The following is a 13,858-nucleotide window of genomic DNA, read 5'->3' as shown; positions in this document are numbered from 1 at the left end:
ATGAATAAGATGGCACAGCTATTACAAAGATGGAAATTGTACGGTTTTATGCCAAATCATAAAATGACATGATACAAGTGCCATGGGCAGTCGTCATTGTCGGCTGCCCATGGGCGGTATACCGCGACCAGAAGGAGGACATCATGGCCGCATTATTGGATAAGCGTAAATTTTACATCGGGGGAGCTTGGGTAGATCCGGTGCGTCCGAACGATCTTGAAGTGATCGACCCGTCCACGGAAGAGGCAGTGGCCGTTATCAGCCTTGGGGCGGAGGATGATACCAATCGCGCGGTTGCGGCGGCAAAGGCAGCATTTCCAAGCTGGTCGCAGACTTCGCCTTCCGAGCGTCTGGCATATGTCGAAAAAATTCTTGAAATCTATAAGCGCCGTGCCAAGGAAATGGCTGAGGCCATGACCATGGAAATGGGCGCTCCGCAGGATATGGCGCTTGCCGATCAGGTCGGCGTGGGTGCCCAGCATATTGAAAACTTCATTACAGCTTTTCGAAACTTCAAGTTCATTGCTCCATTGGGCGATCATGCGCCGACTACGATGGTGGCGTGGGAGCCGGTCGGCGTGGTTGGTCTGATTACCCCATGGAACTGGCCAATGAACCAAGTCACGCTGAAAGTAATTCCTGCCATGCTTGGCGGTAATACCGCCATTTTGAAACCATCTGAAATCGCGCCACTTTCTTCGGCATTGTTTATGGAGTTTGTTCACGAGGCTGGCGTGCCAGCGGGCGTGGTCAATATGGTCAATGGCGACGGGGCGGGTGTCGGAACCCAGCTTTCCACCCATCCAGATATCGATATGATCAGCTTTACCGGATCAACCCGGGCTGGCATCGCTATTACCAAAGCCGCTGCGGATACTCTGAAAAAAGTCACCCTGGAGCTTGGCGGTAAGGGTGCCAATCTGATCTTCGCCGATGCTGATTCCGAAGCAGTCGTTCGCGGTGCCCGTCATTGCTTCAACAATTCTGGTCAGTCCTGCAATGCGCCAACGCGAATGTTGGTTGAGCGTTCGATTTATGACCAGGCAGTTGAGACCGCCGCCCGCGTGGCAAAAGAAACACAAGTTGCCTCTGGACATTTGCCGGGCAAACATATTGGTCCGGTGGTCAGTAAGACGCAATGGGACAAGATTCAGGACTTGATTCAGAAAGGTATTGATGAAGGAGCTCGGCTGGTTGCCGGTGGTCCGGGCCTACCTGAAGGCGTCAATCGCGGTTATTTTGTTCGCCCCACGGTGTTTGCCGATGTGAATAACGAAATGTCCATCGCTCGTCAGGAAATTTTCGGTCCTGTTCTTTCGATCATTCCATTTGATAGTGAAGACGAGGCTGTCGAAATTGCTAATGACACGATTTACGGTCTGACCAACTACGTTCAATCGCAGGATGGCGAGCGTCGCAATAGGCTCAGTCGGAAATTGCGTGCAGGCATGATCGAAATGAATGGCGAATCGCGTGGCGCAGGCTCCCCCTTTGGTGGCATCAAAGCATCGGGACGCGCTCGTGAAGGCGGGGTAATGGGACTTGAGGAGTTCATGGACTCCAAACAGATCTCCGGTTGGAGTGTCGATTCCTAATCCAAATCCAAGTCTGATGCGGCAGCCCCCATTTAGCGGCTGCCGCAAGCAGTCCGGTTTCAATTTTCTTTGCAATTTTTTCAATGGTGGCGGCTCATTCTTCGCCCTTCGCCCTTCGCCCTTCGCCCTTCGCCCTTCGCTGTGCGGTGCGCTTTCGGCGAAAGCCGCAGGAGAAGAGCAAGACAGCGATTGACTTCGCTCAACGGGCTGCGTACCCCCATTCATAATAATATAGGATTATGCCCGGCCCGTTCGGGGGCATGATTGAGGGAGGTGGAGGGATGAAACCGCAGCCAATCACTGTGGCTCCGGAAGATGCGGCGGCTCGCCGGGCGATTAATCCGGTTATCTGTTATCCGGTTGATAGATTGCCACGCGCTAATCTTGCTGCATATCGCGCTCTTCGAGATGATCTTCAGATCATAAATCGTGTCAGGGTCGCGCCGCGTGACGCTGCTTGCTGGCATGTTCCAGCTGGGCATTTTTTTCGCATCGTCTGTAGCGATGGCCCACAGGTAGGCGATCTTAACCTGTTTAATGCCAATGATCTGAACGAACGGCTTTATACGGGAAAGACGCGGGCGCTTAACGGTTCTCATGTAGGACTCGGAGACCAGCTTTTTTCTAACTTCCCCTATCTCCGACCGATCGCGACCATAACTCATGATACGCTCGATTGGTATGGTTATGACGAATATGGCGGGTCTGTTCACGACGTGATTGGGACAAGATGCGATCCCTATACTCATAATCTTTTGAGCAATGGCGGGCAGTATCATCATTGCTGCCATTCCAACCTCACTCGAGCTTTTGCGATCGAAACCGGCATGTCGCTGGAAAAGGCCAGTGAGCATATCCATGACGTGCTCAATGTTTTCATGTGCACAGGCTTTACACGCGACACTGGACAATATTTCATGAAGGCAAGCCCGGTTCGTCGGGACGACTATCTCGAATTTTTTGCTGAAATCGATCTCATTGGTTGCATGTCGGCTTGTCCCGGCGGCGATTGTTCGACAGAGCATTCTTCAGACAATGCTCAATGCTATCCGCTTGAAGTTGAGATTTATAAACCGGTGGGTTTGCCCGAAGGCTGGTTACCGCCAATAGTAAATGGCTATGACGGAACTCATGGCGTTAATTGAAAATTACAACATTAAGACCGAACGGGGTTCGGGATTGACCAGAGCAAAGTAAGCGAAAATGAACAAGCAAACATCGGTTCTTGCCCGGCCCACCACTCATATGGCTGTCCTGCTGGTTCTCAGTCTCACCCATCTTCTCAATGATCTCATACAGTCGCTAATCCCGGCCATTTATCCGATCATCAAGGACAGTTTTTCGCTCGATTTCATGCAAATCGGGATGATTACACTCACATTCCAGATTGCTGGATCGCTGTTGCAGCCGGTAGTCGGGTTTTACACCGACAAGCATCCGATGCCCTATTCAACGGTTATTGGGATGACGTTTTCGCTCGCCGGACTCTTGGGCCTGGCTTTCGCTTCAAGCTATGAATTTATTCTGATCTCAGTTGCCTGTATCGGTATCGGATCATCCATATTCCATCCGGAGGCGACGCGGATGGCGCGTTATGCGTCTGGCGGCAAACAGGGGCTTGCTCAAGGATTGTTTCAGGTCGGAGGTCAAGCCGGCGGAGCGCTTGGGCCGCTGCTGGCGGCACTTATAATTGTTCCGCGCGGACAAGTCAGCCTAGCATGGTTTTCTGCTTTTGCGTTTATTGCAATGGCATTGATGGTGTGGACGGGCGGCAAACATGCCGAAATTCGTGATCAGTTCGCGGCAGCCAAAGCGGCGCTTGCGGGTGGCGCGTCTAGCCATCGTCAGCACTCAACAAAAACAATCACTTTTGGCCTAATCGTGCTTGGATTGTTGATGTTCTCAAAGAATACCTATGTGGAAAGCTTCCGGTCGTTTTATACGTTTTATCTGATTGACCGGTTTGACGTCTCGATTTCCACGTCGCAACTGATGTTGTTCGTGTTGCTGGTTTCGGCTGCTGTCGGCGTCCTTCTGGGTGGGATACTTGGCGACAGGATCGGGCGATATCGCATCATATGGATTTCAGTGCTGGGGCCGCTGCCATTTACGCTCATGCTTCCCTATGCCGATTTCTTCTGGACGGGTGTTCTAACGGTGGTCATCAATCTCATCATGGCCAGCGCGTTTGCGTCAATTCTTATCTATGCGATGGAATTGGTGCCCAATAGAATTGGCCTGATTGGTGGATTGTTCTATGGGCTGAACTTTGGTCTGGCCGGAATTGCAGCGGCACTTTTAGGCAGCCTTGCCGATGGGTTAGGGATCGAACGCGTCTTTCAACTCTGTGCTCTTTTGCCCCTAGCGGGAGTTCTTACTTGGTTCTTGCCGCGCATCGACGACCGGCCATTGCGAAAAGCTTAGCTCTTCAAGCAAGCTGGGAAAGAAGATTCAACTCCGAGCGTAAATACTCGGGGTTGGCTAGGTTCTTTTCAATATCGGTATGAATCTGTTTCCAGACCGGCGTAGCTTCTTTGAGCACATTTAGGCCGTCGGGCGTAAGCCGAAGGCGACGCGCCCGCCTATCATGGAGATCGGTGCTGATTTCAATGAGGCCTGCGCGTGCTAAAGGCTTGAGATTGGCCGTCAAAGTTGTGCGATCTAAAGCCAAAAGACTGGCGACGCTACCAAGAGTAGGAGGTTCAGGACGGTTTAGCGACATCAGAAGCGAAAATTGACCGCTTGTGATGCCGAATGGCTTCATCCCGACATCAAATAATCGCGCAAGTGCTCGCGCTCCCCGTTGCACATGCAGACAAAGGCAATTGTCCCGTACATAAAGGGTTGTTTGAAAACTCAGCTCGTCTCTTTGTTGCATTTCGTTAGTTGACATCTCCCAAGTCTATACGTTGATATCAAGCTAAGCTGCTATCGTCAAGTTGCACGATGTCAGCGGTTTGATCATAGGAGGAGATGATGAAAATAGTAACGAGCCTCAGCTTTCAGGGGCAATGCCGCGAAGCATTTGAATTTTATGCCAAAGTTTTTGGCGGAACTATTACTGCCGCTTTACCCTATAGCGAAATGCCTCCGACCATGGCGGTTGACGATGCCCAATATAAGGATTGGCTGATGCATTGTTGGCTTGAAATAGGCGACCAAGCCTTAATGGGAGCCGACATGGACATTCAATGGGCGCCAAATATTGATAAGCCAAAGAACGGTTTTGACGTAACAATTCATACCGATGACGTGTCGGAGGCACGGCGATGGTTTGGTGAGCTTTCTCAAAATGGAAAAATAAACATGCCTTTTGAAGAAACGTTTTGGTCGCCGGGCTTTGGTTCATTAGTCGACCGTTTTGGTATTCCATGGATGGTCAACACAAGTCCATCGCCGGGCTGGAGCGCCAAACATAGTTGATTACTCCCGAAAATAAGTGCCTATGCGAATATCGCTCGCATAGGCATTTATCTTATAGGCCGTTGCTCTGATCTTAAAGAGATTTTGCGCCCAGTGGTTGCAGAAAAGTTGACGCATCGGTGTCGCGATCATTTATCTCATGACTGGTCACGCTTGTCCGATTGACAGTCTTCAATAGGTTTCCATCTAGCTGGCCTGATCGCCGGACCAAATTATAGAAGCAACTTATCAAGAAGAGGAGGAGTTATTGCGGTTATGAGTGTGTCGGCAAGTGCCGAAGGAGAGGTATAGATGGCATTGCATAAAATTGTTATTGTAGGGGCCGGGTTCGCTGGCCTTCAAGTCGCGAGGGATCTAGCAGGCGCCCCGGTTGATATAACGATCATCGACAAGCGCAATCATCATCTTTTTCAACCACTTCTTTATCAGGTTGCCACAACCGTCTTGGCGACTTCCGAGATTGCTTGGCCGATCCGGACCTTGTTTCGTGACAGGCCGGACATACGCACATTGCTGGCCGAGGTGGTTGGGGTCGATGTCGATACTAAGCAAGTTAAGCTCAAAGATGGGGGCAGAATTGAATATGATACACTCATTCTCGCCACTGGTGCCCGACATGCCTATTTCGGGCACGATGAATGGGAGCCTTTTGCGCCCGGTCTCAAAACATTGGAAGATGCCACGACCATAAGGCGACGCCTGCTTTTGGCTTTTGAACGAGCCGAACTTACCACCGACGAACATGAGCGCCGTGCCTTGATGACTTTCGGTATCGTGGGCGGAGGTCCGACTGGGGTCGAACTGGCTGGTATCATTGCAGAGCTCGCACAACGCACGTTGGTAAAGGAATTTCGCGCAATCGATACGCGTGAGAGCCGTGTTATTCTGGTTGAGGCAGGATCTCGACTGCTTCCTGTTTTCCCAGAAAATTTATCAATTTATGCAGCCAATGAACTCAGAAAAATGAAGGTCGATGTAAGACTGGGCGCACCGGTGACGGCGTGTGATGCAAACGGTATTGTAATCGGGGATGAATTTATCGCTTGCCGAACCGTAATCTGGGCTGCGGGGGTTGCAGCTTCAAGCGCAGCAGAATGGACTGGGGCCGCGCAAGGTCCAGCGGGCAGGGCGGAGGTGAAGGGCGATCTTACGATTGAAAACCATCCAGAGATTTTCATTATTGGCGATACGGCTGCGGTCTTAACAGAAGAGGGTAAGCCGGTGCCCGGTATTGCTCCTGCCGCGAAACAGCAGGGTCACTATGTGGCTCAGCTCATTCGATGCAGGCTAGCCAATCAAAAACCACCGCGGCCATTTCGCTACAAACATCAAGGCAATCTCGCGACTATTGGCCCAAGCGTCGCAGTGATTGATTTTGGAAGATTGCAGCTCAAAGGCTGGCTTGCATGGTGGATATGGGGACTGGCCCATGTCTATTTTTTAATCGGAACCCGAAGCCGATTGGCGGTCGCATCCAGTTGGTTGTGGACTTTCCTGAGCGGGCATCGTTCGTCGCGTCTTATTACCCAAAAGGAAACACGTTACCCCGAAGGAGCCCCAGAAGATGATTAGCTGAGTCTTGCGGAAGACTCAGCTGATAAAGCCAGATTAACTTAATGCGGCGATGAAACTATCGTTAAGGACATCGAGCAAATGATCAGCATTGGCTTTGCTAAAAATCATTGGTGGCCTTAATTTCAATACATTATCAAACGGTCCCTCAGTTCCGATCAATATGCCCCGCTCCCGAGCGCCATCATTGATTGCTTTTGCCAATGCCGAGGCTGGCGTCTTGGCTTTGCGATCGGTCACAAGCTCAATTCCCAGAAACAAGCCCTGACCGCGCACATCGCCAATAATATCGAAGCGCTTTTGCATTTCCTTGAAACCAGCGATTAAATAATTCCCGACGGAGAGAGCATTTTCGCGGAGCTGATCGCGCTCAATAATGTTTAGAACTGCGAGGCCAGCGGCGCAAGAAACCGGGTTTCCGCCAAAAGTATTGAAATATTCCATGCCATTATTGAAGCTTTCGGCCACTTCCTTGGTGGTGACGAGCGCAGACATGGGGTGTCCATTTCCAATTGGCTTACCCATAGTTACTATATCTGGAACGACATCTTGCATTTCAAACGCCCACCAATGGGTGCCGATGCGACCGAAACCCACCTGCACCTCATCGGCTACGCAAAGTCCGCCTTCCGCACGAACCATAGCATAGACTTCTTTGAGGTAGTTTTCTGGCAAAAATACTTGGCCTGCGACGCTTGGAATGGATTCAGCAAGAAATAGCGCAGGCGAACGACCGCTTTTTCGCATGAGGTCAATTTGTTCGGCGACACTTTGGGCAAAGCGCTTGCCATGTTCTTGCAATGGCCAATCTTCCGGGGCGCGGTAGCTGTCGGGAATGCTTGCCTCGAAAACATGTTCCGGACGGCCTTTGCCTCCACGACGCTTATATTTGTAAGGGCTTAAATCTATTAGTTCTTGCGTCGTGCCATGATAGGCCCAGTCGAGAACAATTGCGTCATTGCGGCCGGTATGATTACGGGCCATACGCAGCATCAAGCTGTTCGCCTCGCTACCCGAGCAGGCAAAGGCTGCGACGCAAAGTTCATCTGGCAAAGTTGCGGTCAAGCGCTCGGCATAGTCGACGATATTATCGTGCAGATAGCGCGTGTTAGTATTGAGCAGCGCCGATTGACGCGTGATAGCTTCGACCACTTCGGGATGCGCATGGCCTAGATGGCAGACATTGTTGAAGCAATCGAGATAGGCTCTGCCATAATTGTCAATCAACCAAACGCCATCGCCACGTACGAATTTGATCGGGTCCGTATAGGATATGGATAAATTAGGAAGCAGAATTTCGCGCCGCTTAGCTACAATATCAGCTCGATCTCGCCCTGTTTGAAAATAGGTTTCGGGCGGAATGCCCGCAAGAATTGATGCATCGGGAAACATATCTGCCCAAACATCCAGATATTCACTTTCCCCAACGCCCAGAATTTCTTCTGCTGACAATGATGTGTCGGTAGAAATTTGCAAATGAAGATGTGGCGTCCACCCACCATTTTCACTGATCGGACCGATAAAACCAACCAGATCGCCAGCCGCTAATTTTTGCCCCGGCATAACTCGCTCTAGCGCTTCGTGGGCCATATGCCCCCACAAAGTGATGAAAGGCGGACAGCCGTCGGGCGCATGTTCCAGCGCTATCAATCCGCCGTAACCGAGCGGTGATTTTTCTATTCCGACGCTTTTTACTGTGGCCGCAAGGGGCGTATAAACTGGCGTCCCCGCGGGCATAAACAGATCCAAACCCAGATGATGGGTGCGTCGTTTGCCTTCAATGAACCGTGATTGAAAGGCGACATCCGTGTAGACACTGCGTTCCTCGCCCCAGGGGCCGACGCCAAGCTCTATTCCATGGGTGTTGCAGAAATCGTTCCACCATTTGGTTGCATCATGCGCACGTTCTTGAGCGGATGCAATGGTCATCTCATGATCGGGATCACCATATGGGACAATTGATTTCGTCAATGTCGAAGCGTCTGGATTTACTACCGGTTTGAATGTTTTTTTATTCGCTTGCAGCCAGCTACAGACCGTGCTGGCGCCTGAAACGGCATCAAATCCACATGCCTTGCGAAGGATTGCTGTCGCAAAGCGAGGATTCATCGCATCAAGTTTTTCAAGCAATTCCCATGCGGGCGCTTCGCTAATTGCAAGATAAGGATTGTCATCAGTCCAATCACGTCGAGATGCGGAGATGGTGACACTCGTAACCAATCGCATGGCGATAAGGTCAAACAAAATTTCCAATTCTTCTGCAAGCAGCGGATAGTTTTTATGAAAACCGGCAGTTAAAGCAGCTGCCGCGCCAATCGGGTCTTCCGTGCCGAGAATAGAATAGGCACAAGCGATAGCAACTTCTGCAATTAAGATCGTGTGAACGGAATCGCCGAAATCGATTACTCCGGCAATTTCCGAGTGATCTTGTTCATTAACGAGAACATTCCAGTCATTGGCGTCATTATGAATGACCTGTGCGCGCAGGAACGGAAGTTCGGGCACAATGTTTTGCTCAAAACGGTTGAGGAACCGCTCTAAAATTGCACGTTTTGCCGGATCTTTAACGAAATGAAGTCGCGAGCGAGCCCGGCCAGCGTGACGAAGATCCCAATCAATATCGCGCAATGCACCGGGATGGATAAAGCCTTTAAGCGCTTGGTCGAGTTTGCCAAGGGCGCTGCCAAGTGCGTGCATTAACGCAAAGTTGCGCTCGGCTTTCGCCAGTGGTGTTCCTGGCAGCCATTCCACCAAGCGGACGGAATGTGTTTGTTGGTCCGCCGTAAGAGCGCTAACAAGCAAATCGCCGGATTTGCTGGTTTTTAAACGTGGTACAGCAATGTCTAACTGAGCATTGGCAAGATGTTGCAAAAGTGCCGTTTGAAAAGCGCTATCAATCTCTGGCTCACTAGCATTGATGATCTTTAAAACCCATTTGGGCTCGCCTTCAATATCCAAGCGGAAATTGCGATCCCGCTCGCTTTCAAGCGTCGTTGCCTGCGCGGCAATACCAAAATGATCATGCGCAAGTTTTTCCGCCTCGGTTACAGAAACATCGGGCGTATGTTGGGAGAGATCATTCATGTCAGAAATCCGTGTGATTGATTTCAATAACTTGGCACGGTTTGCATTTTGAGGCACTAAGCATAATACCGGCATGACCGGCAAAGTGTCGGAATAAACCGGCATTTTGCCTTCAAAATCTATGAGAATTGAAATGCAAAAGCTTGACGCAAAAGACCGAGAAATTCTTTCGATACTTTCTCGCGATGGACGCATAGCAATGAAAGCGCTGGCGGCTCATATTGGACTGTCGCGCAGCGCGACCAGTCAACGTGTGGCCAATCTTGAGAAAAGCGGAACCATTCGCGGTTATCGGGCCGATATTGGCGAAATTGATGCCAATATTGTCCGAGCGATCCTGTTGATCACATTGAAAAAGACGCCCGCACTGGAGTTGCTGGACGTTTTGGCGCAAGAAGCAAATGTGCGTCGCGTATCTTCTCTTAGCGGTGAGTTAGACATGCTCGTCGAGCTTGAATGCTCTTCCATCGATAATCTCAATCACATACGTGATCGGATAGCTGCGAACCAAGCGGTGAAAGATCTGACCACAACGGTCGTGCTTCGTCGAGATATTGATCGCGAATGAGCGTTTAAAACCATTATGCGAGCAACGATCGGAAGCTCATTTGAACCGCCGACCGCGCTCAATATTATAAATCAATAAGCGATTATCAATTAAATAAGGGGCCGGCCTTCGCTGCGCGCTTGATGAACTTCGCGCATGAAAGCGTGAACAAGCGTGTAAAGCACACCGCCCACGACAACTGGCCAGATCAACACATAAAGTGTCAACATAAGACTATCCACAATATACTCCTTGGTTAAGCGACTGTTGCATCAAAATTGCCAGTTTTCTGAGCAATTTGATCAAAGTCAAAATCAGTTTTTCCTGCCAGAGAGATCCCCACGCAGAGTACTGCACTAATGGCATAAGCAAGTAATGACGCGCTAAGGACCGTATATTGATGCAGGAAGCCCATACCCAGTGGAAGGCTGATCAGAGCAGCTATTACACCAATGGCAGTGCCCGCGCGGCGGCCAAAGAAGCCAAACGCCATCAGACCCGCAATCACGCCGATGCCAATGACCGCAAAGAAATCACTAATCACAGCTAGGGAGCCGGTTAGTTCGATCCAACCAAAGCGCACGGGGAAAAACACAGCAAGGGCCGCCAATACTGAAATTGTAAAGGCTTTGTTCGACACCTTGTTCCAGTAAAAACTTGCGATGACCGGAAAGACCAAAGCTCCCCAAATAGCACCGACAAGAACTAAAAGTTCAAGAATATTCAGTCGGTTACTTGCAATGAAAAGAGCAACTGCGGTTGCAATGATCATCGTGATACGGCCGATCAGCAACATGGTTTTGGGGTTGGCTTTGCCAGGTTTAGCGATATTGCGACCATAAATGTCGGTCATCATGATCGACGAGAGTGCAGAAAGATCACTATCTGCCGTCGACGCCAATGAACCGATGATCATGACGAAAAACAAGCAAAGCAGACCGACGCCGAGATAATTTGCTGCCAGTTGTGGCACGAGATTATTGACATCGCCGTCGATTGGCTCAACGCCCAGATATAGCGCCATTACGCCAAGCATGCCCACGCCGATGACAGTCGCGCCATAACCGACAGTGGCGGTAATGAAGGTTGCCTTGATCTTGTCCTCGCGCACCGCAAACAATCGTTGTGCAATGGTTTGGTTACCGATCGCATAGGCCAAAACTGCTGCAATATAGGGCGCACCTTGATTAAAAAAGGCGTCGGAGGAGAAGAAATCCTTTTGTTGTGGGGTCGGATTATTTGCGCCAGTCACGAAAATTTCTGGGCCGCCCGCAAAGAAAAACACTGCCGGAACCACAATGACGACAGCTCCAAGCATCGCACAAACCTGTATGAAATCGGTCAGAATCGAAGCACGTAAGCCCGACCAGATTGTATAGAGGAGGACGCCAGTAGCAATCATCAATACGCCGGTGGAGAAAGAGAGCGGCGAGAGCATGGCGATAAGCGCACCGCCTGCAATGAAATTAGAAGTTAGGCTGAGCAGGCTGCCCAATACATTAGAACCTGCAAGGATAAGCTGACTGGAACGACCATGACGAGCATGAAGAATCTCGGCCAGCGTATGGGCGTGGGGTGCCAAGCTGCGAATCCGTTTGCCGAACGGATAGATGAATAAGATCATCAGCGCGCCCCAAAGGCCATAGTGGATCGGTCCAGAAACTCCATAGGTAAAGCCGGATGTGGCTGAAGCGTAAAGCGACGATGCCCAAATCCAGGTGGCGGTCATTGAAGCTGCCGAAATACCAAAGCCAACGGCATTACCAGCAGTCATGTAATTGTCGGCATTTTCTCTCTTTCGTCCAATTGAAACGGTAATAATGAAAGTTACGCCGAAGAAAAGGGTTAGCAATAAGAGGGTGAGAGGTGTTCCGAGTTGTTGATATTCCATTTGACCTGAGTTCTGTCTGTTAACATCGATCGGTCCGAAACAAACGATAAATACAACAGCAGACATCACTGCCGCCGCGGACCGCGGACAATAAAAATTCGGCAAAAAGGGGGCCGATAGTAGCAAAATGGCAGATGTTGCCTAATGGGTGTTAAGAAAACATCAGGGCTACAAAGCTGCAATGCAGCGTGGCCTTTGTAGGCATTTAGAAATCGAAAATCAACCCTTTAAAAAAACATCAAGGTTTATTGGAGCTTTGTTCACTAGAACGATATGGTTATTTGCGTGGAGATTTTATTTATTTAAATGCGCTTTAAATTGTTTGATAAATATTTCATAAGAATATCAAATATACTTTTGTATCCACATGCCCATCCGATGTAATTCGGCATATGTTAAATTGCTTTTATAGTTACGAATGATATGATTATTCCGGATTACGGAGGATGAAATGGCAGTCAAACTCGCAATAATTTATTATTCTACCTATGGTACAAATTATCAAATGGCGTCATTCGCTGCGGAGGCAGCAAGGGCGGCGGGTGCTGATGTTCGGCTATTAAAAGTGGCGGAAACCGCGCCTAAAGAGGTTGTTGAAGGCCAGCCTGCGTGGAAAGCCCAAGCTGAGAAAACTGCTCATATTCCCACAGCCACGCCCGAGGATATGGAATGGGCAAATGCCTATTTATTTTCTGCCCCTACACGTTTTGGTGTAATGGCAAGTCAAATGCGAGCTTTCATTGATACGCTTGGTGGGGTTTGGTCCGCAGGCGGGCTGACTAATAAAGCTATTTCCGCGATGACTTCGGCCCAGAACAAGCATGGCGGACAGGAAGCAACGCTTCTTTCTTTCTATACGACTGCTTTTCACTGGGGCGGGATCGTCGTAGTTCCCGGTTATACGCATGAGTCGATCTATAAAGTCGGCGGTAACCCCTATGGCTACAGTCATTCACAAAATGAAGAATTTTCAGAAGATGTGAAAGCCGCAATCGGTCATCAAGCCCGACGTTTAATCGAGGTAGCGGCAAAACTCGTTTAATTTACCGGCCTGACACGGGTTGGCTTCCATAGGCAGATTGGCATAGGCGGAGTAGCGTAGTCGGCTTGCACAGGTGGGGCTGGGAGCAGGCAAGGGTGCTGCTACTATTTCCTAGCTTATTTTAAGATAGATATAAGTTTAATAGCGCGCAAAAGCGCGCTATTATTTGGTTCGAAAAACCGTCTACTTCACCCATAGAATTCGACGCGTATCGGTTTCTACAAGTGCTGGTCTTTCATTGATGTAGATGTAGGAATAGCTTGGCTGGTCTGGGATCACTTCGAGAGGAAGCGTGTCCGGGATAACCGTGCCTTCAACAATTTCCCCTTCATAAACCACCGGTGGCAGGGGGTTGCTTTCGATATAGGTGACAACTCCGTCTGGGATGACCGGGCCAGAATTGGGTTCATCCGCATAGTAGACGACTTGCCTATTATCCATAGAAACGATTACAGGGCTGCCATCTACATAGATATAGCCAAAACCTGGATCATCGGGAATTGGATGTACTTCGACCGTTTCGGGCAGAACATATCCTTCGGTGATATTCTCCTCAATAATGACTGGGTCAGCCGGATGTGCGATGACATATTCTCGCACCGTTTGTGGCACCTTTACCACGACATCTTGGGCAAAGGCGGTGCCAGAGAAAGCGACAATTGCCGCTGCGGTTGAAACGAAGATTAGCTTTTTCATGTCGTGCC

Annotated in this window: 12 protein-coding genes; 7 read left to right on the top strand and 5 right to left on the bottom strand. The window is 49.9% G+C overall.

The genetic code is table 11. The annotated features are described in order from the left end of the window. Window positions 1–143: 143 nt before the first annotated feature. The 3 genes from C7374_RS06315 to C7374_RS06305 all read left to right on the top strand — a co-directional run bounded on the left by C7374_RS06315 (window position 144) and on the right by C7374_RS06305 (window position 4,019). On the top strand, window positions 144–1,595 hold the full coding sequence (locus C7374_RS06315) for an aldehyde dehydrogenase family protein (RefSeq protein ID WP_111574763.1): 1,452 nt from the start codon (window positions 144–146) through the stop codon (window positions 1,593–1,595). Window positions 1,596–1,876: 281 nt separating this feature from the next. Further along, a complete protein-coding gene (locus C7374_RS06310; RefSeq protein ID WP_111574762.1) occupies window positions 1,877–2,740 on the top strand; it encodes an urea carboxylase-associated family protein in 864 nt (287 codons plus the stop codon). A 58-nt stretch (window positions 2,741–2,798) separates the two neighbouring features. Next, complete coding sequence (locus C7374_RS06305; RefSeq protein WP_111574761.1) at window positions 2,799–4,019, top strand: MFS transporter; 1,221 nt, start codon at window positions 2,799–2,801, stop codon at window positions 4,017–4,019. Between the two features lie 4 nt (window positions 4,020–4,023). On the opposite strand, the gene C7374_RS06300 is transcribed toward C7374_RS06305, so the two are convergent. Then, on the bottom strand, window positions 4,024–4,473 hold the full coding sequence (locus C7374_RS06300; RefSeq protein ID WP_111574760.1) for a MarR family winged helix-turn-helix transcriptional regulator: 450 nt from the start codon (window positions 4,471–4,473) through the stop codon (window positions 4,024–4,026). 98 nt (window positions 4,474–4,571) lie between these two features. Between C7374_RS06300 and C7374_RS06295 the strand changes: the two genes are divergently transcribed. Together C7374_RS06295 and C7374_RS06290 are read left to right on the top strand one after the other, a co-directional pair. Next, entirely contained in the window at window positions 4,572–5,018 is a 447-nt protein-coding gene (locus tag C7374_RS06295) for a VOC family protein (RefSeq protein WP_111574759.1), read from the top strand. 291 nt (window positions 5,019–5,309) lie between these two features. Further along, window positions 5,310–6,590: an NAD(P)/FAD-dependent oxidoreductase gene (locus C7374_RS06290; RefSeq protein WP_111574758.1), complete on the top strand. Its 1,281-nt coding sequence runs from the start codon at window positions 5,310–5,312 to the stop codon at window positions 6,588–6,590. A gap of 36 nt (window positions 6,591–6,626) precedes the next feature. Here the strand turns inward: C7374_RS06290 and C7374_RS06285 are convergent, their stop codons facing one another. After that, window positions 6,627–9,674, bottom strand: coding sequence for an aminotransferase class III-fold pyridoxal phosphate-dependent enzyme (locus tag C7374_RS06285; RefSeq protein ID WP_111574956.1), 3,048 nt, complete (start codon window positions 9,672–9,674; stop codon window positions 6,627–6,629). Between the two features lie 133 nt (window positions 9,675–9,807). On the opposite strand from C7374_RS06285, the gene C7374_RS06280 reads away from it, so the two are divergent. Then, window positions 9,808–10,242: an Lrp/AsnC family transcriptional regulator gene (locus C7374_RS06280; RefSeq protein WP_111574757.1), complete on the top strand. Its 435-nt coding sequence runs from the start codon at window positions 9,808–9,810 to the stop codon at window positions 10,240–10,242. 89 nt (window positions 10,243–10,331) lie between these two features. Here C7374_RS06280 and C7374_RS16230 read toward each other — a convergent pair whose 3' ends face one another. Next, on the bottom strand, window positions 10,332–10,463 hold the full coding sequence (locus C7374_RS16230; RefSeq protein WP_210205084.1) for a putative transporter small subunit: 132 nt from the start codon (window positions 10,461–10,463) through the stop codon (window positions 10,332–10,334). Window positions 10,464–10,477: 14 nt separating this feature from the next. After that, window positions 10,478–12,178 (bottom strand): sodium:solute symporter family protein, encoded by a 1,701-nt coding sequence (locus C7374_RS06275; RefSeq protein ID WP_210205083.1) that lies wholly within the window; start codon window positions 12,176–12,178, stop codon window positions 10,478–10,480. Window positions 12,179–12,563: 385 nt separating this feature from the next. Between C7374_RS06275 and wrbA the strand changes: the two genes are divergently transcribed. Next, entirely contained in the window at window positions 12,564–13,154 is a 591-nt protein-coding gene (wrbA, locus tag C7374_RS06270) for an NAD(P)H:quinone oxidoreductase (protein WP_111574756.1), read from the top strand. 183 nt (window positions 13,155–13,337) lie between these two features. Here wrbA and C7374_RS06265 read toward each other — a convergent pair whose 3' ends face one another. After that, entirely contained in the window at window positions 13,338–13,850 is a 513-nt protein-coding gene (locus C7374_RS06265) for a DUF1236 domain-containing protein (protein ID WP_111574755.1), read from the bottom strand. Between the last annotated feature and the right edge of the window lie 8 nt (window positions 13,851–13,858).

It is taken from the genome of Falsochrobactrum ovis (genome assembly GCF_003259955.1).
GTDB classification, from domain to species: domain Bacteria; phylum Pseudomonadota; class Alphaproteobacteria; order Rhizobiales; family Rhizobiaceae; genus Brucella; species Brucella ovis_A.
The sequence above is the reverse complement of the archived record's forward strand: the minus strand, read 5'-3'. Positions and strand labels throughout refer to the sequence as shown.

Coding starts and splice junctions, on each gene's coding strand:
- wrbA (WP_111574756.1), top strand. CDS start 12,564: ATGGCAGTCAAACTCGCAATAATTTATTATTCTACCTATGGTACAAAT.
- C7374_RS06310 (WP_111574762.1), top strand. CDS start 1,877: ATGAAACCGCAGCCAATCACTGTGGCTCCGGAAGATGCGGCGGCTCGC.
- C7374_RS06275 (WP_210205083.1), bottom strand. CDS start 12,178: ATGTCTGCTGTTGTATTTATCGTTTGTTTCGGACCGATCGATGTTAAC.
- C7374_RS06290 (WP_111574758.1), top strand. CDS start 5,310: ATGGCATTGCATAAAATTGTTATTGTAGGGGCCGGGTTCGCTGGCCTT.
- C7374_RS06300 (WP_111574760.1), bottom strand. CDS start 4,473: ATGCAACAAAGAGACGAGCTGAGTTTTCAAACAACCCTTTATGTACGG.
- C7374_RS06305 (WP_111574761.1), top strand. CDS start 2,799: ATGAACAAGCAAACATCGGTTCTTGCCCGGCCCACCACTCATATGGCT.
- C7374_RS06285 (WP_111574956.1), bottom strand. CDS start 9,674: ATGAATGATCTCTCCCAACATACGCCCGATGTTTCTGTAACCGAGGCG.
- C7374_RS06315 (WP_111574763.1), top strand. CDS start 144: ATGGCCGCATTATTGGATAAGCGTAAATTTTACATCGGGGGAGCTTGG.
- C7374_RS06265 (WP_111574755.1), bottom strand. CDS start 13,850: ATGAAAAAGCTAATCTTCGTTTCAACCGCAGCGGCAATTGTCGCTTTC.
- C7374_RS06280 (WP_111574757.1), top strand. CDS start 9,808: ATGCAAAAGCTTGACGCAAAAGACCGAGAAATTCTTTCGATACTTTCT.
- C7374_RS06295 (WP_111574759.1), top strand. CDS start 4,572: ATGAAAATAGTAACGAGCCTCAGCTTTCAGGGGCAATGCCGCGAAGCA.